Here is a 23,006-nt window from a genome sequence, read left to right on the forward strand (position 1 = left end):
AATTTAGCCGTTGTTTAATCGTTACTTATTTGGATTAATACGGCGACGTCCAGCATTGTTATTTTCACTATTGCCATATGGGTTACTCGCTGAGCTATTGCCTATATGACGACGGTTTTTTCCGGTAGGTTTATTACCACGAGCATTATCACCAGAGCGTTGACCATCTTTATGCTCAGTACCTTCCGATTTAAATTTTCTTGGCTTTTTAGGTTTTAAAGCGCGTAAATTACGTGATTCCGGTAAGGCGTGTACAGGTTCAAATCCTGCTACAATTTCTCTTGGTATGTGTGTTTGTATAACGTGTTCAACGTCATTAAGTAAATCTATTTCATCGGCACAGACTAATGATACGGCATGACCACTAGAACCTGCTCGACCAGTACGTCCAATACGATGAACGTAATCTTCAGGCACATTAGGCAACTCAAAATTTACCACTTGTGGTAATTGGTCAATATCGATACCGCGAGCAGCAATATCAGTTGCCACTAGTACACTAATTTTGCCTTCTTTAAATTGTGCTAACGCTTTAGTTCTTGCGCCTTGGCTTTTATTACCATGAATAGCGGCGGCTTGAATACCTGCAGCATCTAACTGTTTAGTTAATTTATTTGCACCATGTTTAGTTTTCATAAACACGATAACTTGTTGCCAGTTATTTTCTAGGATTAAATGTGTCAGTAAGGCTGATTTTCTGTTTTTATCAACCGAGTAGATCAACTGCTCAACTCTTTCAGCCGTGGTATTTTTCGGGCTAATTGAAATTTCTACAGGGTCATTAACCATGCGCTTTGCAAGCTCACGAATATCAGGAGAAAATGTTGCTGAGAAAAGTAGCGTTTGGCGCGTTTTTGGTAGCAATGATAAAATTTTCTTAATATCACGAAGGAAGCCCATATCTAACATTCTGTCAGCTTCATCAAGTACTAAAATTTCTAATTGATTAAAGCGAACAGCATTTTGATTATATAGATCTAATAGTCGGCCCGGTGTAGCAACTAAAATATCAACGCCTTCACGTAAACGTTGCATTTGAGGGTTAATCTTAACACCACCAAAAACCACAGTTGATTTTAAAGGTAAGTGCTTACCGTACATTTCTACGTTTTCTGCAATTTGTGCCGCAAGTTCACGAGTTGGCGTAATAATAAGAGTTCGTGCTTGGTTTGGACGCACTTTATCGCCGCGAGAAAGTAATTCAAGAATGGGTAATGTAAAACCTGCAGTTTTACCTGTTCCAGTTTGTGCTGCAGCCATAACGTCTTTACCAGCAAGCACGGCAGGAATCGCCTGGGCTTGAATAGGTGAAGGCGTATCGTAACCTTTTTCCGCAATCGCTTTTTGAATGGGGGCAGATAAACCTAAATCGGTAAAACTCATAGAATATACTCTTCTCGCTGGTGGTTTGAGCCAATGTCAAACGGCGGTGCAGAATACAGTATAGACGGCTTTAGTGCAATGGTAGTGCTTATACCAAGTTGATTAAATATCTGCCGTTTTTTAATAGTTAAGCATTTAATTTCTACGTAAAGCTCGTTTTAGTTAGGTGGAAAGACTTTTAAAAACCAATCTACCTAAGAGACGTTATAGAAAAACAAAAACAAAAGATCTGTCGGGGTTGAAACTCTGAATATAAACTAAAAACTGAGCTATATAATCGAAAAAACAAACGAAAAAAAACCCGTAACTTTCGTTACGGGTTTTTAGAATGATGGTGGAGGGAGGTGGATTCGAACCACCGAAGGCTGAGCCGTCAGATTTACAGTCTGATCCCTTTGGCCACTCGGGAACCCCTCCACAGGGTCGAAAACCCAGCCTAAGCTGGGTATTCTAAATAGAAGCCTAGCAATGTCCTACTCTCACATGGGAACTCCCACACTACCATCGGCGCTAACACGTTTCACTTCTGAGTTCGGAATGGGATCAGGTGGGGCCATGTCGCTATTGTCGCTAGACAAAAAGGGTACAATCTTGAAAGCCGTTCATTAAGACGTGTCTCAATGATAATAAATACGTTTGTTTTCTCTTATTCATCACTATGTTATGCGTGATGTTTGTCAAACTTACCTACAAAACCACTTGGGTGTTGTATGGTTAAGCCTCACGGGTAATTAGTATTGGTTAGCTCAATGCCTCGCAGCACTTCCACACCCAACCTATCAACGTTGTAGTCTCCAACGACCCTTTAGGGAGCTTAAAGCTCCAGTGAGAACTCATCTCAAAGCCTGCTTCCCGCTTAGATGCTTTCAGCGGTTATCAGTTCCGAACGTAGCTACCGGGCAATGCTATTGGCATAACAACCCGAACACCAGCGGTTCGTCCACTCCGGTCCTCTCGTACTAGGAGCAGCCCTCTTCAATTCTCAAACGCCCACGGCAGATAGGGACCGAACTGTCTCACGACGTTCTAAACCCAGCTCGCGTACCACTTTAAATGGCGAACAGCCATACCCTTGGGACCGACTTCAGCCCCAGGATGTGATGAGCCGACATCGAGGTGCCAAACACCGCCGTCGATATGAACTCTTGGGCGGTATCAGCCTGTTATCCCCGGAGTACCTTTTATCCGTTGAGCGATGGCCCTTCCATACAGAACCACCGGATCACTATGACCTACTTTCGTACCTGCTCGACGTGTCTGTCTCGCAGTTAAGCTGGCTTATGCCATTGCACTAACCGTACGATGTCCGACCGTACTTAGCCAACCTTCGTGCTCCTCCGTTACTCTTTAGGAGGAGACCGCCCCAGTCAAACTACCCACCAGACAGTGTCCCCAAGCCCGATAAGGGCCCTAGGTTAGAACATCACGCATACAAGGGTGGTATTTCAAGGTTGGCTCCACTTCATCTAGCGACAAAGTTTCAACGCCTCCCACCTATCCTACACATGTAGGAGCAATGTTCACTGTCAAGCTATAGTAAAGGTTCACGGGGTCTTTCCGTCTAGCCGCGGGTATACGGCATCTTAACCGCAATTTCAATTTCACTGAGTCTCGGGTGGAGACAGTGTGGCCATGATTACGCCATTCGTGCAGGTCGGAACTTACCCGACAAGGAATTTCGCTACCTTAGGACCGTTATAGTTACGGCCGCCGTTTACCGGGGCTTCGATCATGAGCTTCTCCGAAGATAACCCAATCAATTAACCTTCCGGCACCGGGCAGGCGTCACACCGTATACGTCATCTTTCGATTTTGCACAGTGCTGTGTTTTTAATAAACAGTTCCAGCCACCTGGTTACTTCGACTCTCCGATGCTTACGCCGCAAGGGCTTCACATTAGAGAGCGTACCTTCTCCCGAAGTTACGGTACTATTTTGCCTAGTTCCTTCACCCGAGTTCTCTCAAGCGCCTTAGTATTCTCTACCTAACCACCTGTGTCGGTTTGGGGTACGGTTCCTATATATCTGAAGCTTAGAAGCTTTTCCTGGAAGCATGGCATCAATGACTTCAACTCCGTAGAGTCTCGTCTCGTATCTCAGCGTTAATGAAGTCCCGGATTTACCTAAGACAACCGCCTACATACTTTCACACGGACTACCAACGCCGTGCTCACCTAGCCTACTCCGTCCCTCCTTCGCAATATATAGAAGTACAGAAATATTAATCTGTTTCCCATCGACTACGCGTTTCCGCCTCGCCTTAGGGGCCGACTTACCCTGCCCTGATTAACATGGGACAGGAAACCTTGGTCTTTCGGCGGGGGAGTTTTTCACTCCCCTTATCGTTACTCATGTCAGCATTCGCACTTCTGATACCTCCAGCATGCTTTACAACACACCTTCAACGGCTTACAGAACGCTCCCCTACCACTTGAACCTAAGTTCAAATCCGCAGCTTCGGTGACTAGTTTAGCCCCGTTACATCTTCCGCGCAGACCGACTCGACTAGTGAGCTATTACGCTTTCTTTAAAGGATGGCTGCTTCTAAGCCAACCTCCTAGCTGTCTATGCCTTTCCACATCGTTTCCCACTTAACTAGTACTTTGGGACCTTAGCTGGCGGTCTGGGTTGTTTCCCTCTTCACAACGGACGTTAGCACCCGTAGTGTGTCTCCCGCATATCACTCATTGGTATTCGGAGTTTGCAAAGGGTTGGTAAGTCGGGATGACCCCCTAGCCTTAACAGTGCTCTACCCCCAATGGTGTTCGTGCGAGGCTCTACCTAAATAGATTTCGGGGAGAACCAGCTATCTCCCGGCTTGATTAGCCTTTCACTCCGACCCACAAGTCATCACCGCATTTTTCAACATACGTGTGTTCGGTCCTCCAGTTGATGTTACTCAACCTTCAACCTGCCCATGGGTAGATCGCCGGGTTTCGGGTCTATACCCTGCAACTAAACGCGCAGTTAACACTCGCTTTCGCTACGGCTCCCCTATTCGGTTAACCTTGCTACAGAATATAAGTCGCTGACCCATTATACAAAAGGTACGCAATCACCGGACTAAATCCGGCTCTCACTGCTTGTACGTATGCGGTTTCAGGTTCTATTTCACTCCCCTCACAGGGGTTCTTTTCGCCTTTCCCTCACGGTACTGGTTCACTATCGGTCAGTTAGGAGTATTTAGCCTTGGAGGATGGTCCCCCCATGTTCAGTCAACGTTTCACGTGTGCCGACCTACTCGATTTCATGATAAGTTTATTTTCGTGTACGGGGCTATCACCCTGTATCGCTCTACTTTCCAGTAGATTCCACTAACTTACAAACCACTTAAGGGCTAATTCCCGTTCGCTCGCCGCTACTAAGGAAATCTCGGTTGATTTCTTTTCCTCGGGGTACTTAGATGTTTCAGTTCTCCCGGTTCGCCTCATTAAGCTATGTATTCACTTAATGATACCCGCCTTACGACGGGTGGGTTTCCCCATTCGGATATCTTTGGCTATAACGGTTTTTATCACCTCACCAAAGCTTTTCGCAGATTAACACGTCCTTCATCGCCTCTAACTGCCAAGGCATCCACCACATACGCTTAGTCACTTAACCATACAACCCTAAGTGGTCTCAGCTGTCAGCTATAAGCTTTCAGTTTAAAACAGTTAGTACACATCGGAGACTAATCCGACGCAATTGTAAAGTCTGACATTTTCACGCACACAAAGTGTGTCTTGAATAAGAGTGGTAATTCATTACGATTAGTAAACTAAACGTAAATAAACTACCGGGTTGATTACGTTTCCGAGGAGGACCCGTAATCACCATCATTAACAGGCGATATTCCCGTTAACAACAGCTTGGTATTTATAATTTATGAACAACAGCGCGACACCGTGTTCATCATATAAATACCGGTATTTATATCAGCTTTCCAGATTGTTAAAGAACTTGTCATTCACACGCATTCGGTGGTGACTTGGTTAAAAACCAAACTTAAAGTAGCTTAAATGAAGCATAACTTAAGTTTGGTCTTTCTATTCTTAATGAAGAAGTGGTGGAGCTAAGCAGGATCGAACTGCTGACCTCCTGCGTGCAAGGCAGGCGCTCTCCCAGCTGAGCTATAGCCCCGCAATGGGAAACATACTTTTAGCTAGAGCATAAACGCAGATTTACGTCAGTTGCAAGGCGGTTTATCGCGAAGTGTAGGCATTTCTACACGAGTGATGAGCCAACGCCGCAAGTGGCGTAAATTGGTAGGTCTGGGCAGACTTGAACTGCCGACCTCACCCTTATCAGGGGTGCGCTCTAACCAGCTGAGCTACAGACCTATTTCTCTTTCAAGAATTTACGTCCGAAGCTAGCATGTTTGGACTTCTTCTAATTTGTTATCATGTAATTTGTGTGAACACTCGTAGAACCGAGGTTCTCATTAAGCTGTTTTACTTCAAGATAAGGAGGTGATCCAACCCCAGGTTCCCCTAGGGTTACCTTGTTACGACTTCACCCCAGTCATGAATCACAAAGTGGTGACCGTCCTCCCCGAAGGGTTAAACTAGCCACTTCTTTTGCAACCCACTCCCATGGTGTGACGGGCGGTGTGTACAAGGCCCGGGAACGTATTCACCGTAGCATTCTGATCTACGATTACTAGCGATTCCGACTTCATGGAGTCGAGTTGCAGACTCCAATCCGGACTACGACAAGCTTTGTGGGATTCGCTCCACCTCGCGGTATTGCTGCCCTCTGTACTTGCCATTGTAGCACGTGTGTAGCCCATCCCGTAAGGGCCATGATGACTTGACGTCGTCCCCACCTTCCTCCGGTTTATCACCGGCAGTCTCCTTAGAGTTCCCGACATAACTCGCTGGCAAATAAGGATAGGGGTTGCGCTCGTTGCGGGACTTAACCCAACATTTCACAACACGAGCTGACGACAGCCATGCAGCACCTGTCACAGAGTTCCCGAAGGCACAAGTCTATCTCTAGTCTCTTCTCTGGATGTCAAGGGATGGTAAGGTTCTTCGCGTTGCATCGAATTAAACCACATGCTCCACCGCTTGTGCGGGCCCCCGTCAATTCATTTGAGTTTTAACCTTGCGGCCGTACTCCCCAGGCGGTCAACTTAGCGCGTTAGCTACGCCACCCACAGATCAAGTCTACAGACGGCTAGTTGACATCGTTTACGGCGTGGACTACCAGGGTATCTAATCCTGTTTGCTCCCCACGCTTTCGTGCCTCAGTGTCAGTCTTTGTCCAGGTAGCCGCCTTCGCCACTGATGTTCCTTCCAATCTCTACGCATTTCACCGCTACACTGGAAATTCCACTACCCTCTACAAAACTCTAGCTTGCCAGTTCAAAATGCAGTTCCCAGGTTGAGCCCAGGGCTTTCACATCTTGCTTAACAAACCACCTACGCACGCTTTACGCCCAGTAATTCCGATTAACGCTTGCACCCCTCGTATTACCGCGGCTGCTGGCACGAAGTTAGCCGGTGCTTCTTCTGCGAGTAACGTCACAGCTAGCAGTTATTAACTACTAACCTTTCCTCCTCGCTGAAAGTGCTTTACAACCCGAAGGCCTTCTTCACACACGCGGCATGGCTGCATCAGGCTTTCGCCCATTGTGCAATATTCCCCACTGCTGCCTCCCGTAGGAGTCTGGGCCGTGTCTCAGTCCCAGTGTGGCTGATCATCCTCTCAAACCAGCTAGAGATCGTCGCCTTGGTAAGCCATTACCTTACCAACTAGCTAATCTCACTTGGGCTAATCAATGAGCGAGAGGTGCCGAAGCGTCCCCCCCTTTGGTCCGTAGACGTTATGCGGTATTAGCAGTCGTTTCCAACTGTTGTCCCCCACTCAAAGGCATATTCCCAAGCATTACTCACCCGTCCGCCGCTTGTCAGCAGATAGCAAGCTATCTCTGTTACCGCTCGACTTGCATGTGTTAAGCCTGCCGCCAGCGTTCAATCTGAGCCATGATCAAACTCTTCAATTAAAAATCGTTTGTGATGCTCACCTTAACGAACCGAAGTTAACTAAGAAAAGACATCTGCTCAATGAATTCTGTCGTGTTACTTTCTATCCGACTAAAGAAGAAAGTAACTACATAAAACGTATAATTTAAATCCGAAGACCTAAATGATACTTATTTTTTGTGTGACATCATATTAAGCTGTTTTTTTTGTTATCCGAGGATAACTATGTAAAATCAACGTTAATGTGAGTGTCCACACAAATTGCATGATAACTAATTGTTAAAGAACGTTAGTTTATACTCGAAGTAAAAAACTAACCGAAACAAAATCTCATTCGCTTTGCTTCGTTGCTGCAGGCCTTGCCTGAAGCGAGATGCGCATTCTACGCAACTCAGTTTTAATGTCAACATTTTATTTCGTTTTTTTAAACTTTCTTTTCAGAAAATTCAAAACCCTACTTTAAAACGTTAAGTTAACTCATTCAGCCTAAACCGTACTAGATAACTTATTAAAACAGCCCGTTGGGGTTACCCCTTGGAACTGGAGCGCATTCTAGAGATTTCTCGCCTCACGTCAACACCTAAATCCAATTAAATTGCGAAAAGATGTTTGTTTGCTTTTTATTTGTACAACCCTTACTGTGATTGAGTTTTTAATGTTCAATACGTTGATTAATCGCACGGTTTTATCTACTTCTACTCATCACATTAGTCTTGCTTTAGTGAATTTGAATTAAACTATTATCTGGAGAACACTATTTAATGGCTAATCTTTGCTAATATATCTGAATCAATCATTTTAAAATCTTTTATTTATGCATAAAAATAATTTTCGAAGCTATCGTGGCATTACGCCTATATTAGGTAATGCTGTTTATGTAGATGAAACTGCCGTACTCGTGGGTGACATTACCTTAGGTGATGATACGAGTATTTGGCCTTTAGTTGCTGCAAGAGGAGATGTAAACAAAATCACCATTGGTGCTAGAACCAATATTCAAGATGGTACTGTTTTACATGTCACTCGAAAAAGCGCAAGTAACCCTGATGGTAACCCACTAGTTATAGGGGATGATGTTACTGTTGGACACAAGTGTATGCTACATGGTTGTGCTTTGGGCGATAGAATTTTAGTCGGTATGGGCGCTATTATTATGGACGGTGCTATTGTTGAAGATGATGTTTTTATCGGTGCGGGTAGTTTAGTGCCTCCTAACAAGACACTGAAAAGCGGTTATTTATATGTAGGTAACCCTGTAAAGCAAGCGAGAGTGTTAAAAGAAAGTGAAGCAAACTTTCTCAAACAGTCTGCGATAAACTATGTTGAATTAAAAGCGGAATACTTGGCTGATACATAGTTAACAATACCGACTACCGCATTTCTATATGTATTTCGTTATCTTCTGGCTCGTTTTTCTCGAGCCAGAGCTCTGTTACTTCTTCTAAATCATATTTAGTGCAATTATCAATTTCCGCTAATTGTTTTAACTGCATAGAATGAAAATATATCGTTATTTTCTGCCCTGACACCTGCCCCGTAAAAGACCAAGCATCATGCTGCTTATTAAAATGTAAATCATCGTTAAATAAAATAGCTTGGTTCATCTGCTTATACTCTTAACTGGTTATGTTAATTGTGCTCTTAACGATTCAAGTACGGGTTCGACATCTGGGTTAATGCCGGTCCATAACTGGAAGCTTGCTGCTGCCTGCCCGACTAACATGCCTAAACCATCTATAATGTGTTCAACGCCAAGTTGTTGCGCTTGCTTTAAGAACGCGGTTTGGTCTTTGCCATAAACCATGTCGTAACAAGTATTTGAGCATTTAATCGTTTGATCAGATATTGGTAAACTATCGCCCGATAATCCCGCCGAAGTCGCATTGATAATAATATCAAATGTAATTTGTTCAGTATCAGCGAAAGTAATCGCCTCAATAGCATCATTTGGATATTGTTGAGCAATAGCTTGGGCTTTAATTAATGTTCGATTAGCAATAGTTAACGATTTAGGGGATTGCTCCAATAGAGATTGCACAACACCTTTTGCAGCACCACCAGCACCTAGTAATAAAATTTTACTATTTTGCAGTTGTACTTGATGACGCAATAAGTCACTTACCAGGCCAATACCGTCGGTTGTATCACCATAAATACTCCCTTGAGAAAAAATTAAGGTGTTAACAGCGCCTGCAAGCTTAGCCCTTTCGCTTAGTTTATCGCAAAGTGCAAATGCTTGTTCTTTAAATGGCGCGGTAACATTAGCGCCTTTACCCTTGTTTGCTATTAGTTTTTGTACTGTTACTTCGAATTGATCTAATGCCACCCATTCACTTTGGTAGTTCATGAGTTGTTTTGATTGCGCAGCAAATTGCTGATGTATAAAAGGAGATTTTGATTGGGCAATTGGATTACCAAATACGCGATATTGATCCATGAGGTTACTAGTTTAAGTATTTAGCTCTAGGTTAACGTAGTTGTTAAACAATGCAAACAAAAAAGCAGTAACTGAGTTACTGCTTTTTATAGCAATTATGGCTGGTTAATAATTTACGTCAAAATAGTGTGTATTTAATGTCGGTTTTAGGCTCAAGCTGACAGTTGTCTATACCCACTCTTGTGGCACTAAGTAGTCTTGCAGTTTATCTTCAGCGCTATTAGGTTCAGCTTGAAAGTTATACTCCCAACGAACCAGTGGCGGCATCGACATTAGAATTGATTCTGTTCTGCCGCCTGATTGCAAACCAAATAAGGTACCACGGTCAAAAACTAAGTTAAATTCAACGTAACGGCCGCGACGATATAATTGAAATTGACGGTTATTATCATCGAACGGTGTATCTTTTCGCTTTTCCATTAAAGGTACGTAAGCGTCAATAAAGCCAGTCCCTACTGCTTTGATATAATCAAAGCATTGTTCAAAATCCCATTTATTAAGATCATCAAAAAATAACCCACCCACACCCCGTGTTTCATTGCGATGCTTTAAGTAAAAATAATCATCACACCACTTTTTATATTCAGGATACACATCATCACCAAAAGGTTGGCAGATGTCTTTTGCCGTTTGATGCCAATGCACAACATCTTCTTTATAAGGATAAAATGGCGTGAGGTCAAAACCGCCACCAAACCACCATACCGGTGCTTCACCTTCTTTTTCAGCAATAAAAAATCTTACGTTGGCATGAGAAGTAGGAATAAAAGGGTTTTTTGGGTGAATAACTAATGAAACACCACAAGCTTGCCATTTTCGACCCGCCAATTCTGGCCGATGTGCTGTTGCAGATGGTGGTAATTTATCTCCAGAAACTACAGAAAAATTCACCCCACCTTGTTCAATAACACTACCATTAGTTAGTACGCGAGTTCTACCGCCACCACCTTCTGCGCGCACCCAATTATCTTCAATAAATTTGCCACTACCGTCAGCGGCTTCGAGCGCAGAACAAATTTGATCTTGCAACGCTTTTAAAAATTCTACAACAACATCGATATTTATAGTGCTCATGAGCGAATTACATCTCCAGATAGTGCATCAATAATAGTAGAAGGCTGATCAAAGCCTAGGGTTTTGCCTTTAATAATAAAATCAATTTTATCAGCGAGTTCAGTGGGAATTTCTTGCCAAGTTTTTGCTGGGGGTTTACCACTTAAGTTAGCACTGGTAGAAACAATGGGTTTATTGGTTGCTAGACAAAGTGCAACTACGTCTGGTTGACTCGTAACACGAACAGCAATAGTGTCAAAACGGCCAGTCAACAACTTAGACGTGTCTGCATTTTTAGCCACTAGTTGCGTAATGCCGTCAGGCCAGCGTGATAACACTGCAAAGCGCTTATCTTGAGGAATTTTACTGTCATCTATATAGGGTAAAAGTTGAGAATAGTTACCAGCAAGTAGTATTAAGCCTTTATCGACCGACCGTGACTTTATAGACAATAGTTTTTCAATTGCCTCATTGTTATCAGGATCACAGCCTAAACCAAATACGGATTCGGTCGGATAAGCTAAAATCCCTCCCTGTTGATATGTTTCTAATGCTGTAGTCATTGAGTTTTATGATGCAAGTTAATTAAAAATAAGTTAACGGGGATTATACGTTTTTTATGCTTAAACTACATGCCTAGAAATAAAAAACGGTAAGTGTTGTTGAAACACTTACCACTAAATTGATAAATTTTCAGTTGATTATTGCTTACGACTCAAATAACGCTTTAACCTTCTGACGTAAAACAAACTTCTGTATTTTGCCGGTTGAGGTTTTAGGCAATTCACTAAACACAATGGTTTTTGGCACTTTAAAGCCGGCCATATGCTCACGGCAGTGTTGTATAACCTCATGTTCTGTTATGGTTTGACCGCTTTTTAAACCGACAAAAGCACAGGGTGTTTCCCCCCATTTTTCATCTTTTTTAGCGACAACAGCGGCTTCTAAAATAGCAGGATGCATATAAAGTACACCTTCTATTTCAACTGATGAAATATTTTCACCACCCGAAATAATAATATCTTTAGAGCGGTCGCGGATCTCAATATAACCATCAGGGTGTTTAACCGCTAAGTCACCTGAGTGAAACCAACCATCAGCAAAAGCTTCTTCTGTGGTTTTTTCGTTTTTCAAGTAGCCTTTCATGGTGGTATTGCCACGAAACATTATTTCTCCCATGGTTTCACCATCTGCAGGTACAGGCTTCATCGTGCTGGGGTCAAGCACATCAACCTCTTCTTGTGTTGGGTAACGAACACCTTGACGGGCTTTTAACGCTGCTCGTTCATCATCACTTTTGTCATTCCATTCATCTTTCCATTCGCTGACCACACATGGGCCATAAACTTCAGTTAAGCCATAACTTTGTGTAATTTCAATACCAAGGTTTTCAATGCCTTTAATCACTGCCGCTGGCGGTGGCGCACCTGCTGTCATCGCTTTAATATTTTTGGGTAACTTAGCCAGTAATTTTTCATCTGCATTTAAAATCATATTAAGCACGATAGGCGCCCCACAAAAGTGAGTAACTTTATGGTCTATCATCGCATTAACAACAGCCTCTACCTCTACTTGTCTCAAACAAACTTGTGTACCTCCAACCGCTACTATGGTCCAAGGAAAACACCAACCATTGCAATGGAACATGGGTAAGGTCCAAAGATAGTTAGTTTTATTATTGGTTGGCCAAATAAAATTATGACCTATGGCGTTAAGGTATGCACCGCGATGTGAATACACAACTCCCTTAGGGTTTCCGGTAGTGCCTGAAGTATAATTTAATGCTAAGGCTTGCCATTCATCCTGCACGAAAGATTGTGAAAAGTTTTCATCGCCTTGCGCTAATAACTCTTGATAATCCATGGTGCCAATTTTTTCACCGCCAGGTCCTTCAACATCATCAATATCAATAATAAGAGGCTTGCGCGTTGAAATAGCTAGTGCTTCTTTGATCACACTTGAAAATGCCGTATCGGTTAACAACACATCACATTCACCATGATCTAATATAAAAGCAATATTTTGAGCGTCTAGGCGTATATTAATGGCATTAAGTACCGCACCAATTTGTGGTACAGCGAAATGTGCATCGAGAAATTGGGGAATGTTAGCCGCCATAATACTAACCGTTTGTCCTGGCTTAACACCAAATTTAATAAGACTCGACGCCAAGCGACGAACATTTTTACGGTATTGCTGATAAGTAAACTGTTGCTTGCCGTGAATAATAGCAACTTTGTCTGGATAGACATCGGCGGTACGATTTAAAAAGTTAATTGGCGTAAGTGGCTGACTATTCGCCGCGACTTTATCCAAGCCTTGGTTATATATATTACTCATGACCTTCCTCTGCTGTTTGCCGCAGTGATCTTTAATAACAAACGGACTAAATGACTGTTCCGCTTTAATAACATCACATTTTAGCTACATTCGTGTTTCTAAATAAAAATTATCATACGCCAAAAATAAAATTAAAAAATTATCCTTTGGTCTATATCTCAGTAAAATATTATTCATTCAAAAGATAAGGTGACAGATTTCTCGTTTCAGAATATTTATAAACACGTTATAATCTCAAATTATATTTCACCTAATCGTTAAGTCAGTCCGGCTCGCTATAACGTAGGTTTCAAATCACATTATCAAAAGGCACAAAGCGTATGAAAGTTGGGATTATCATGGGTTCAAAATCAGACTGGCCAACCATGCAGCATGCTGCTGAAATGTTAGACCTATTTAATGTTCCGTATGAAACAAAAGTTGTTTCAGCACATAGAACACCGCATTTACTTGCTGAATATGCAGAAAGTGCTAGAGATAGAGGCATTACTGTTATTATTGGTGGTGCCGGTGGAGCAGCACATTTACCTGGTATGACAGCCGCTTACACGAGTTTACCTGTATTAGGTGTTCCTGTTCAGTCGAAAGCATTAAATGGCCAAGACTCATTACTTTCGATAGTACAAATGCCAAAAGGTATTGCAGTTGGTACGTTAGCTATAGGGACCGCAGGCGCAGCTAATGCCGGTTTATTGGCTGCCCAGATTATTGGTACTTTCGACCCTACAGTACAAGCAGCTGTTGAAAAATTTAGAACAGAGCAGACACAAACAATTCTTGATAATCCAAATCCTGCAGAATAAGGCTAGCTAGATGAATGTTTTAGTATTAGGTGCAGGACAACTTGCTCGTATGATGGCATTGGCTGTTAAGCCATTAAATATCAATATACGAGCTTTTGATGTTGGCTCTGGCAATGTAGTTGACCCACTTTCAACCAACATGACTTTTGGTAACTTAACACAAGGCATTGAGTTCGCAGATTTTATCACCGCTGAATTTGAGCATATTGACCATCAAACGCTTGCCCTTTGTCAGGCGTCTGGAAAACTGCGTCCGTCAAGCCAAGCCATTAAAGTTGGCGGCGATAGAAGATTAGAAAAAGACCTATTAGTAAAATGTGATGTAGCAAATGCTAAGCATAAAATTATCGAAACAAAAGCAGACTTTGACCAAGCGTTAAATAACTTATCTTTCCCGCTAATTTTAAAAAGTGCTTTGGCGGGTTATGACGGTAAAGGTCAGTGGCGATTAAAAGATAAAGCGAAAGCGGAAGACGTTTGGCTTGATATTAAAGCTTTTTTTGATGGTGGTGAACATGGTGTTAAACACGCTGTTGTTGCTGAACAAATGGTACCTTTTGATCGTGAAGTCTCTTTAGTAGGGGCTCGTGATAGCCAAGGTAATACAGTCGTTTATCCGTTAACCGAAAACCATCACACTAATGGTGTATTGAGTGTCTCGATTGCCACGAAAGTAGATGAAGTCCTGCAAGCACAAGCAAAGAAAGTGTTTGATAGCATCGCAACAGAGTTAAATTACATTGGTGTACTCGCGATTGAGTTTTTTCAAATTGGTGAACAATTACTGGTGAATGAAATTGCTCCTCGTGTACACAACTCTGGTCACTGGACTCAGCAAGGTGCTGATACCTGCCAGTTCGAAAACCATTTACGCGCGGTATGTGATTTACCACTTGGTAGTACGGAGCTAATTCGTCCTTCAGCCATGATCAATATACTGGGTGAAGATGAAGTACCTAATGAAATATTAAATGTCGCAAGTACCACTTTACATTGGTATGGAAAAAGCAAACGCGCTGGTCGTAAAATGGGCCATATTAATGTTTCGGGTAATTCTGAAAAACAACTTGCTGCGCGATTAAGCCTATTAGCGGATATGTTACCTGAAGCTGCATTTGAAGAGCTTACCCCTTATGTTAAAGTCTTCAAAAACAAACTAACATAAATTACCTTAAAGCCTATGTTTTACTAAAAACCAGCTCATAGCTGGTTTTTTTATATCAAACGGATGAGCTTTTCTGAAAGTGACTACACGATTTAGACGCACACTGTAGTTTTTCACCTGCCGCCATTTGTCTTTTCAACAATAAGCCAAAACCACACTTTTCACATTCGCCAATAGTTGGCTCATGATTAACGACAAATTTACATTTTGGATAGTGATCACAAGAATAAAATGTTTTACCAAAACGACTCACTTTTGACTGTAGATTACCTTTTTTACAATGTGGGCAAGTAACGTTTTGTTGCTCGAGCTCATTATTATCTTGTGCAACAATGTGGTGGCATTCGGGATAGTTTGTACAGCCAATAAACATACCATAGCGACCTTGTTTAACGGCAAGTTCACTACTGCATTCAGGGCATTCACTACCCACTAATATTTTGTCGTCAACGCGTTCATGTTCTACAACAGCACGAGTGTGTTGGCAATCAGGATAGGTCACACAACCAAAAAAAGAACCTGACTTACTGTGTTTAATGACAAGCTGCGCACCGCAATCTGGACACACTTCATTAGCTTTTTCTAAGGCATGCTCATGACGTGAAAATAATGGTTTTTCCGGATTTGACATAATAGACACCTAAAAAATTAGATGGCCATTATGCCATATTTTATCGGATGAACTGTAGCGTAATTTTCGGGCAGGTTATAGTTATAAACTTTACTAGTGTAAAGGACCTTCTTGCTCATCGAAAATCAGGTCTTCCATTTGAGAGTAGGCATTTTCTTTACCGGGTACATTGAATAGCACCATCAACACCACCCACTTTAAATCGTCGATACAGAAAAATTTAGTATCTAGTTCCATCACTCGATCAATAACCATTTCGCGGGTGGTAAAATCTAATAAATTAACCTGCTCTAAAAACATTAAAAAACCGCGACATTCTACATCAAGAATTTGGCTTTCTTGTGAGGTATAAATTCGAATAGATTGATTACCTACCCGAGTTAAATAAGGATAAGCCTCAGTGTCTTGCAAGGCGGCGAGTTTCTCTAGCCAAGCAAGCGCTTTATAAATTTCATCTTGGTGAAAACCAGCACGGGTTAATTCATCCGTGAGTAGTTCATGGTCAACCATGACCTCGGCTTCACTATGAATATAGTTTTCAAAAAGATACATCAAGATATCAAACATAACTAGCCCCTATTTAATTTAAGGTAGCCCCCTGGCACGGCAGACACCAGACCTCTAAGCTCAAGTACTGTTAAACGAGTTAGCACTACATCTATGGGTAGTTTACTACGTGAAACCACTAAATCTACTGGCGTGATTTCATATCCCACACTAGCTAACATTGGATCGTTACACAAGTCCTGTTTATTACTTTTTTCTGTTGAATTATCTTTCTCTTTGTTTCTATTTAAGTTTAGACTATCTTTTACAATATCTTCGAACTCTTCCACTATATCGGCAGTGTCTTCAACAAGTTTAGCCCCTTGTTTAATTAACCAATGACAACCTTTCGCCTGCGCGTTATAAATAGAACTTGGTACGGCAAATACTTCTCTACCTTGCTCTAATGCACAACGCGCCGAGATCAAAGATCCACTTTTCAACGACGCCTCAACCACCACAACACCTAAACTTAAACCACTGATCAAACGATTTCGTTTTGGGAAGTGCCCTTGCTTAGGCGCAACACCTGGCGCAAATTCACTAATAATTAGACCGTTATTTGCAATAATATTTTTTTGAAGTTCTTTATGTCGAGCTGGATAGGTTAAATCTAGCCCTGTAGCAACTACGGCGATGGTATAACCTTGCTTATGTAAAGCACCTAAATGTGCTTGTGCGTCAATGCCTAATGCCATACCGCTGGTGACAACAAATTTTTCTGTTAATTGTCCGGCCAGTTTATGGGCTATTTCTCGGCCTGAAACAGTGGCGTTACGGCTACCCACAATAGCCATTTTAGGTAATGATAATAAATCGATATTCCCACGCACAAAAAGCACTATCGGTGGATCATAAATTTCTTTTAATAATTGAGGGTATGCTGGGTCATCAAAAGGCAAAATTTGACTTTGGCAGAGATGTGAATCAGAAATAATTTGCGAAAAAAATTCCCAGTCAGGTGAGGAAATAGCAAGCCGCTGCGGACTTGTTAAACCTGACTGAGTTAATTCAGTAGTCGATGAAAATAGAGCGGTTAGCCCATATTTTTCGACTAAAGCTATTTTTTTATGACTGGCCAGTCGCGGAATTGCTTTCACTGCTAGCCAGTAATGTGCAGACGTTAAATTCCTTTCTTCGCTGCTATTGATATTATTTGCCACCTGCTTCTCCTTAAGAGTGGCCAACTCTAAGGTTACGGTGCGGCAACTCCATCAAGCACACGTAATGGTTTTTCAGAATGAAGAATTAACGCCATACTGACCTTGTCATAAACTTTAAATACCATTACTTGTCCGATAATTTCAGACGGCATATCGTAATCTGAATAGTTGCTATTGGCTAATTTGTTCCAACGAGAAGTGTCTTCGGTATATTGCGGACCATCATCTGTTTCGACAACAGCAGGGCTTTTTCTGTTTACCATTAACACATCGCCAACTTGAACCTCTTGGCTATTGCCTTTATTAATCATCACTACATCAAATTTAGCAAATTCACGCAATTTAGTTACAGAGCTAACGATAAGGCCTTTGGTTTCTTGTGCGGCAGCTCGCATAGTAAATATTGAAGGATATTTTTGACCTTCATTTACTGGAATAACAAAGGCACCAGAGCGAATTTCACGTTTTGCACCATCAACAAAAACAGTACTGGGCTGTTTCTTACTCATGTCGCCACTTTGTGATGCTTTGCCGGTACCAACAAGTCTAATGTTATAACCTAAATTTTCATTGGTTTCTGGGTCAACAATAGCTTCACCTTTATGGTATATGCCATAACTTTGGCCAACGATCAGATCACTGTTAATGTAAACTTTAAAGCCGTCTATACTTGACTTATAACCTCCATCACTGCCAATTATTTTAGGTAGGTCCTCTAACTCAGCTAAACTTTTCACACTATCGTAGCGAATATAAGGTGCAATGGTATTCAAAGGTAATGTACTAACCGGATTTTGATCTTTTAATTGCTTGCGCACTTTAGGTGACCATTTAAGTTCAGGCTTACCTTTCACCAACATAGGTTGGCCTTGCGCGTCAAAAACTAGACGTAGTTCATCACCCGGATAAATTAAATGCGGGTTGTTAATTTCAGGGTTAAGGCGCCATAATTTAGGCCACAACCAAGGCTGTTTGAGAAATATACCTGATATATCCCACAAGGTATCTCCTTTCTTAACGATGTAAGATTTAGGAGCATCTGGCTTTATGGTTAGCTCATCAGCCAGTAAAGATACTGACATAACAACGCCGAGTACCAACGAAAATATTCTTATTAGCATGTTAATCTGCCTATTATTAGTAGGTTTTATCCTAAACCACTATGATTAATTATAATTAATGGCTAAAATTGAAACATAACACTCTATGCGAACTTTCGCGAACTCTTTTGATAAATTATGGCTATTTTACCTGTATTACGATTTCCTGATGAGAGATTAAGAACAAAAGCACAACCTGTAACTGAAGTTAACGATGAAATTCGCACTATTATCAGTAACATGTTTGAAACAATGTACGATGAAAATGGTGTCGGCTTGGCAGCTACTCAAGTTGATATTCACCAAAGAATTGTCGTTATGGATGTTTCAGAAAATAAAGAACACCCTTATGTATTAATAAATCCTGTTATCACTCGCAAAAGTGATGACACACTTATTAATGAAGAAGGTTGTTTATCTGTACCTGGCTGTTATGCCAAAGTTGACCGTAGTGTTGATGTTACGGTTACGGCCCTTGACGAAAATGGCAAAGAATTTACCTTAAATGGTGAAGAGCTATTGGCTATTTGTATTCAGCATGAGCTTGATCATCTTGATGGCATTTTATTTGTGGATTATTTATCTCCACTTAAACGTCAACGCATCAAAAAGAAATTAGAAAAAGAAGCGCGCTTAGATAAAGCAAACGCTTAAACTTTTTCGTGCGAATAACAATTTAACTCAATTGCATTTTGGAAATACCTTTGCCCAACGCCGTTACTAAACCATTAAACATCATTTTTGCTGGTACCCCTGACTTTGCCGCACAACACTTGGCGGCACTGTTGCAATCAGAGCATAATATAGTTGCGGTTTATTGCCCGCCTGACAAACCCGCAGGCCGTGGGAAAAAACTCACAGCCTGTGCAACTAAACTATTAGCGTTAGCTCACAATATTCCTGTACAGCAGCCTGAAAACTTTAAAACGTTAGAGTCACAGTTAACCATGGCGAGCTATCAGGCAGATGTCATGGTAGTGGTTGCTTATGGCTTATTGCTGCCAATCGTTATTTTAGAAACACCTAGGCTAGGCTGTATTAATGTTCATGGTTCCATTTTACCTAAATGGCGCGGCGCGGCACCGATTCAACGAGCTTTAGAAGCAGGTGATCCGCAAACGGGCGTGACCATAATGCAAATGGATAAAGGTCTAGATACTGGAGCTATGATTTTTACCGCAACTTGTGATATTACCGCTAAAGACACTAGCGCAAGTTTGTACGACAAGTTAGCTGTGCTAGGCCCAAAAGCGTTATTATCGACAATAACGTTAATGGCTTCGGGCGAATATAAACGTCAGCCTCAAGACAATGCGCAAGCAACTCATGCGGCCAAGCTTGATAAAGCTGATGCAGAATTAAACTGGCAACAGCCTGCTTCTGTACTTGATCGTAAAGTCAGAGCTTATATTCCATGGCCAGTCACGCAATTTACTTTTAATGAAAACAGTAATGAGCATCGTATTCGAGTTTGGCAAGCCAGTGTTATTGAACTTGAGCATAATCAAAACCCCGGCACTATTATTAGCTGCGACAAACAAGGTATTGTGGTTGCCACGCCAGAGAATGCGTTACGGCTTGAAATATTACAACTTCCAGGCAAAAAAGCGTTAGCAGTAGCTGACATACTTAATGGCAAAGCTGATTGGTTTGCCAAAGGCCAATCGATCAATGGGCGAATAATGCCTCAACAAGAGTTAACTTAATTATGGCCGCTAACCTTAGAGCACTCGCTGCTCGCTGTACTTTTGCCGTTGTAGATAAAGGTCGTAGCTTGTCAGACGAACTACCACAACAAATCGCAAAAATAGACATTAAAGATAAAGGCCTTCTACAAGAACTTTGCTATGGCGTATTAAGGCACCTACCCGAACTTGAAAATGATGTTCGTGATTTCATTAAAAAGCCATTTATCGGTAAACAACGCGTTGGTCACTTTTTATTATTGGTTGGGGTTTATCAAATTAAATATACCCGTATACCAGACCACGCCGCATTTAACGAAACAGTTTCTGCCTGCAAACCCCTAAAGTGCGAGCATTTGAAAGGTGTTATTAATGGTGTATTAAGAAATTTTCAACGCCAGCAAGCACAATTAGTAGCGCAGAATATTCAGCCCGATATTAGCAAACTCCCTGCCGCTATAGCATTTAACCACCCTTCTTGGTTTATTAAGAAATTACAAACTGGCTACCCTGATAGCTGGCAAGATATCCTCATCGCTAATATGGATAGACCCCCCATGTGGTTGCGCGTTAATACGCTACATAACAGTGTTGAACAATACTTAACGCTATTAGCTGATGCAGAAATTGAACATGCCTATATTGATGAAAAATCATCGGCTATTCGATTAGTTGAAGCCATCGACGTGAACAAACTACCTGGGTTTCAATTAGGTTGGGTATCAATTCAAGATGGTGCAGCACAACAAGCTGCGCTTTTATTGGATTGTCAGCCTGATGACAATGTACTGGATTGCTGCGCTGCCCCTGGCGGTAAAACCTGCCATATACTCGAATTCAGTCCAAAAATTAAAGCGATGACAGCACTTGATATTGAAGAATCTCGATTGTTGCGCGTACATGAAAATCTACAGCGCTTAAATTTGCAAGCGAATGTCATTGCCGGTGATGCCGCCACACCTGAAAAATGGTGGGATGGACAACTCTTTGATCGAATATTACTTGATGCCCCATGTTCTGGCACCGGTGTAATTCGCCGTCACCCTGATATTAAATGGTTACGTAAAAGCCAAGACATTGCTGTATTAACTGACTTACAGCAAGATATCTTAAAAAATGTATGGTCTTTACTGAAACCCGGTGGTACTTTGCTGTATGCAACATGCAGTGTATTACCAGAAGAAAATAGTGAGCAAGTTCAAAGATTTGTTGATGAAAACTCTGATGCTGAACATGTATCGATAACCAGCAATGCAAATGATATTGGTTGGCAGATATTGACCAACGAAAACTCGATGGACGGTTTTTACTACGCCAAATTGGTTAAAAAACAACAATAAAAGCAATCTTAAATGAAAATTATAATTATTGGTGCTGGGCAAGTTGGTGGAACATTAGCAGAAAACCTTGTTGGTGAAAAAAACGACATTACGCTAATAGATACCAACAGTGAAACCTTACGTGAATTGCAAGACAAAATGGATTTGCGCGTTGTTGTTGGTCACGGGTCTCATCCTGATGTACTAAAACAAGCTGGCGCTGAAGATGCTGAGCTCGTTGTTGCTGTAACCAATGATGATGCAACCAACATGATTGCTTGCCAAATTTGTTACTCTTTATTTAATACGGCGAATAAAATAGCAAGAATTCGCTCAAGTAAAATTCTTAAATATCAAAAAGAACTTTTTCAAAATAAAAACATTCCTGTTGATCATGTCATTGCACCTGAGCAGTTAGTGACACGTGATATCGCTCGACTCATTGACTACCCTGGCGCACTACAAGTTTTAGAGTTTGCTGAAGGTAAAGTAAGTTTAGTAGCGGTTAAAGCTTATTACGGTGGTTTATTGGTTGGGCATGCCTTATCAACATTGCGTGAGCATATACCTAATATTGATACCCGGGTGGCAGCAATTTATCGAAATGGTAAACCTATTCGTCCATTGGGCACAACAGTTATTGAAGCCGATGACGAAGTATTCTTTATTGCTGCATCTATTCATATTCGAGCGGTAATGAATGAACTGCAAAAGTTAGAAGCACCCTATAAAAAAATCATGATCGCTGGTGGTGGTAATATTGGTTCAGGATTAGCGCGTTTATTAGAGAAAAATCATCAAGTTAAATTAATTGAGCATTCTCCTAAACGAGCAGCATATTTAGCCTCTGAGCTCAACGACACGTTAGTATTTACTGGTGATTCTTCAGATCAAGAATTGCTGATGGAAGAACATATTGATCAGTTTGACGTATTTATTGCCGTAACGAATGATGACGAAGCAAATATTATGTCATCATTATTAGCTAAACGTTTAGGTGTGCGCAAAGCTATGGTATTAATCCAGCGCAGTGCTTACATAGATTTAGTGCATGGCAGTAATATTGATATTGCTGTTTCTCCGCAGCACGCGACCATTTCAGCATTATTAACCCATGTACGTCGTGGTAATATTGATAATGTCTATAGTTTACGAGGTGGCGCGGCTGAAGCGATAGAGATAGTGGCTAAAGGTGATGAAAAATCGTCTAAAGTAGTGGGGAAAACTATTCAACAGATTAAATTGCCGCCCGGTACAACCATTGGTGCAATCGTGCGCGATGAAGAAGTGCTAATTGCCCATTCAGACACCAGAATACAAGCAGAAGACCATGTTGTGCTATTTTTAGTGAACAAGCGCTATATCAATGACGTTGAAACCTTGTTCCAACTCGATGCAATAACATTTTTCTAA

Annotated in this window: 17 protein-coding genes, 3 tRNA genes and 3 rRNA genes; 7 read left to right on the forward strand and 16 right to left on the reverse strand. The window is 41.6% G+C overall.

Annotated elements, in window-relative coordinates; all coding sequences use genetic code 11:
• Window positions 1-21 precede the first annotated feature (21 nt).
• The 7 genes from B5D82_RS07950 to B5D82_RS07980 form a co-directional block, all read right to left on the reverse strand.
• Window positions 22-1,383, reverse strand: coding sequence for a DEAD/DEAH box helicase (locus B5D82_RS07950; protein ID WP_081150580.1), 1,362 nt, complete (start codon window positions 1,381-1,383; stop codon window positions 22-24).
• Window positions 1,384-1,715: 332 nt separating this feature from the next.
• Window positions 1,716-1,800 (reverse strand) — tRNA-Tyr (locus B5D82_RS07955).
• 43 nt (window positions 1,801-1,843) lie between these two features.
• Window positions 1,844-1,958: ribosomal RNA gene (gene rrf, locus B5D82_RS07960) — 5S ribosomal RNA — on the reverse strand.
• 135 nt (window positions 1,959-2,093) lie between these two features.
• Window positions 2,094-4,985 (reverse strand): 23S ribosomal RNA (locus B5D82_RS07965).
• 443 nt (window positions 4,986-5,428) lie between these two features.
• Window positions 5,429-5,504, reverse strand: a tRNA-Ala gene (locus B5D82_RS07970).
• A 123-nt stretch (window positions 5,505-5,627) separates the two neighbouring features.
• A tRNA-Ile gene (locus tag B5D82_RS07975) sits at window positions 5,628-5,704 on the reverse strand.
• A gap of 122 nt (window positions 5,705-5,826) precedes the next feature.
• Window positions 5,827-7,371, reverse strand: a 16S ribosomal RNA gene (locus B5D82_RS07980).
• The 16S, 23S and 5S rRNA genes sit together here with 3 tRNA genes alongside, the layout of an rRNA operon.
• A gap of 794 nt (window positions 7,372-8,165) precedes the next feature.
• Here B5D82_RS07980 and B5D82_RS07985 point away from each other — a divergent pair.
• Window positions 8,166-8,708, forward strand: coding sequence for a gamma carbonic anhydrase family protein (locus B5D82_RS07985; protein ID WP_081150582.1), 543 nt, complete (start codon window positions 8,166-8,168; stop codon window positions 8,706-8,708).
• Between the two features lie 13 nt (window positions 8,709-8,721).
• Here the strand turns inward: B5D82_RS07985 and B5D82_RS07990 are convergent, their stop codons facing one another.
• The 5 genes from B5D82_RS07990 to B5D82_RS08010 all read right to left on the reverse strand — a co-directional run bounded on the left by B5D82_RS07990 (window position 8,722) and on the right by B5D82_RS08010 (window position 13,181).
• On the reverse strand, window positions 8,722-8,955 hold the full coding sequence (locus B5D82_RS07990) for a hypothetical protein (protein ID WP_081150584.1): 234 nt from the start codon (window positions 8,953-8,955) through the stop codon (window positions 8,722-8,724).
• A 20-nt stretch (window positions 8,956-8,975) separates the two neighbouring features.
• Complete coding sequence (gene aroE / locus B5D82_RS07995) at window positions 8,976-9,788, reverse strand: shikimate dehydrogenase (protein ID WP_081150586.1); 813 nt, start codon at window positions 9,786-9,788, stop codon at window positions 8,976-8,978.
• Window positions 9,789-9,956: 168 nt separating this feature from the next.
• Window positions 9,957-10,862, reverse strand: coding sequence for an oxygen-dependent coproporphyrinogen oxidase (gene hemF / locus B5D82_RS08000; protein WP_081150588.1), 906 nt, complete (start codon window positions 10,860-10,862; stop codon window positions 9,957-9,959).
• Window positions 10,859-11,404 (reverse strand): L-threonylcarbamoyladenylate synthase type 1 TsaC, encoded by a 546-nt coding sequence (tsaC, locus tag B5D82_RS08005; protein ID WP_081150590.1) that lies wholly within the window; start codon window positions 11,402-11,404, stop codon window positions 10,859-10,861. The genes hemF and tsaC overlap by 4 nt, the downstream gene beginning before the upstream one ends.
• A 145-nt stretch (window positions 11,405-11,549) precedes the next feature.
• A complete protein-coding gene (locus tag B5D82_RS08010) occupies window positions 11,550-13,181 on the reverse strand; it encodes an acyl-CoA synthetase (protein WP_081150592.1) in 1,632 nt (543 codons plus the stop codon).
• A gap of 320 nt (window positions 13,182-13,501) precedes the next feature.
• Here B5D82_RS08010 and purE point away from each other — a divergent pair, with 320 nt between their 5' ends.
• On the forward strand, window positions 13,502-13,984 hold the full coding sequence (gene purE / locus B5D82_RS08015; RefSeq protein ID WP_081150594.1) for a 5-(carboxyamino)imidazole ribonucleotide mutase: 483 nt from the start codon (window positions 13,502-13,504) through the stop codon (window positions 13,982-13,984).
• A 10-nt stretch (window positions 13,985-13,994) separates the two neighbouring features.
• Window positions 13,995-15,149, forward strand: coding sequence for a 5-(carboxyamino)imidazole ribonucleotide synthase (locus B5D82_RS08020; RefSeq protein WP_081150596.1), 1,155 nt, complete (start codon window positions 13,995-13,997; stop codon window positions 15,147-15,149).
• Between the two features lie 55 nt (window positions 15,150-15,204).
• Here B5D82_RS08020 and B5D82_RS08025 read toward each other — a convergent pair whose 3' ends face one another.
• The 4 genes from B5D82_RS08025 to B5D82_RS08040 form a co-directional block, all read right to left on the reverse strand.
• Window positions 15,205-15,780 (reverse strand): DNA topoisomerase family protein, encoded by a 576-nt coding sequence (locus B5D82_RS08025; RefSeq protein WP_081150598.1) that lies wholly within the window; start codon window positions 15,778-15,780, stop codon window positions 15,205-15,207.
• 93 nt (window positions 15,781-15,873) lie between these two features.
• Window positions 15,874-16,347 carry a DUF494 family protein gene (locus tag B5D82_RS08030; protein WP_081150600.1) on the reverse strand — a complete coding sequence of 158 codons (474 nt, stop codon included), beginning with the start codon at window positions 16,345-16,347 and terminating at the stop codon, window positions 15,874-15,876.
• 2 nt (window positions 16,348-16,349) lie between these two features.
• Window positions 16,350-17,489 (reverse strand): DNA-processing protein DprA, encoded by a 1,140-nt coding sequence (dprA, locus tag B5D82_RS08035; protein ID WP_245807587.1) that lies wholly within the window; start codon window positions 17,487-17,489, stop codon window positions 16,350-16,352.
• A 32-nt stretch (window positions 17,490-17,521) separates the two neighbouring features.
• Window positions 17,522-18,610: a LysM peptidoglycan-binding domain-containing protein gene (locus B5D82_RS08040; RefSeq protein WP_081150602.1), complete on the reverse strand. Its 1,089-nt coding sequence runs from the start codon at window positions 18,608-18,610 to the stop codon at window positions 17,522-17,524.
• A 117-nt stretch (window positions 18,611-18,727) separates the two neighbouring features.
• Between B5D82_RS08040 and def the strand changes: the two genes are divergently transcribed.
• The 4 genes from def to trkA are packed head-to-tail and all read left to right on the forward strand — an operon-like array spanning window position 18,728 to window position 23,006.
• The gene (gene def, locus B5D82_RS08045) at window positions 18,728-19,243 is read left to right on the forward strand and encodes a peptide deformylase (protein WP_081150604.1); all 516 of its coding nucleotides are present in this window, start codon (window positions 18,728-18,730) and stop codon (window positions 19,241-19,243) included.
• 50 nt (window positions 19,244-19,293) lie between these two features.
• The gene (fmt, locus tag B5D82_RS08050) at window positions 19,294-20,295 is read left to right on the forward strand and encodes a methionyl-tRNA formyltransferase (protein WP_081150606.1); all 1,002 of its coding nucleotides are present in this window, start codon (window positions 19,294-19,296) and stop codon (window positions 20,293-20,295) included.
• 2 nt (window positions 20,296-20,297) lie between these two features.
• Entirely contained in the window at window positions 20,298-21,614 is a 1,317-nt protein-coding gene (rsmB, locus tag B5D82_RS08055; protein ID WP_081150608.1) for a 16S rRNA (cytosine(967)-C(5))-methyltransferase RsmB, read from the forward strand.
• Between the two features lie 12 nt (window positions 21,615-21,626).
• A complete protein-coding gene (gene trkA, locus B5D82_RS08060) occupies window positions 21,627-23,006 on the forward strand; it encodes a Trk system potassium transporter TrkA (protein WP_081150609.1) in 1,380 nt (459 codons plus the stop codon).

The sequence above is a fragment of the Cognaticolwellia beringensis genome, from assembly GCF_002076895.1.
In the GTDB taxonomy this organism is placed as follows: Bacteria; Pseudomonadota; Gammaproteobacteria; order Enterobacterales; family Alteromonadaceae; genus Cognaticolwellia; species Cognaticolwellia beringensis.

Bases quoted from the DNA above. Each gene is read 5' to 3' on its own strand.
- B5D82_RS07950 (WP_081150580.1), bottom strand. From the start codon at position 1,383: ATGAGTTTTACCGATTTAGGTTTATCTGCCCCCATTCAAAAAGCGATT.
- B5D82_RS07985 (WP_081150582.1), top strand. From the start codon at position 8,166: ATGCATAAAAATAATTTTCGAAGCTATCGTGGCATTACGCCTATATTA.
- B5D82_RS07990 (WP_081150584.1), bottom strand. From the start codon at position 8,955: ATGAACCAAGCTATTTTATTTAACGATGATTTACATTTTAATAAGCAG.
- aroE (WP_081150586.1), bottom strand. From the start codon at position 9,788: ATGGATCAATATCGCGTATTTGGTAATCCAATTGCCCAATCAAAATCT.
- hemF (WP_081150588.1), bottom strand. From the start codon at position 10,862: ATGAGCACTATAAATATCGATGTTGTTGTAGAATTTTTAAAAGCGTTG.
- tsaC (WP_081150590.1), bottom strand. From the start codon at position 11,404: ATGACTACAGCATTAGAAACATATCAACAGGGAGGGATTTTAGCTTAT.
- B5D82_RS08010 (WP_081150592.1), bottom strand. From the start codon at position 13,181: ATGAGTAATATATATAACCAAGGCTTGGATAAAGTCGCGGCGAATAGT.
- purE (WP_081150594.1), top strand. From the start codon at position 13,502: ATGAAAGTTGGGATTATCATGGGTTCAAAATCAGACTGGCCAACCATG.
- B5D82_RS08020 (WP_081150596.1), top strand. From the start codon at position 13,995: ATGAATGTTTTAGTATTAGGTGCAGGACAACTTGCTCGTATGATGGCA.
- B5D82_RS08025 (WP_081150598.1), bottom strand. From the start codon at position 15,780: ATGTCAAATCCGGAAAAACCATTATTTTCACGTCATGAGCATGCCTTA.
- B5D82_RS08030 (WP_081150600.1), bottom strand. From the start codon at position 16,347: ATGTTTGATATCTTGATGTATCTTTTTGAAAACTATATTCATAGTGAA.
- B5D82_RS08040 (WP_081150602.1), bottom strand. From the start codon at position 18,610: ATGCTAATAAGAATATTTTCGTTGGTACTCGGCGTTGTTATGTCAGTA.
- def (WP_081150604.1), top strand. From the start codon at position 18,728: ATGGCTATTTTACCTGTATTACGATTTCCTGATGAGAGATTAAGAACA.
- rsmB (WP_081150608.1), top strand. From the start codon at position 20,298: ATGGCCGCTAACCTTAGAGCACTCGCTGCTCGCTGTACTTTTGCCGTT.
- trkA (WP_081150609.1), top strand. From the start codon at position 21,627: ATGAAAATTATAATTATTGGTGCTGGGCAAGTTGGTGGAACATTAGCA.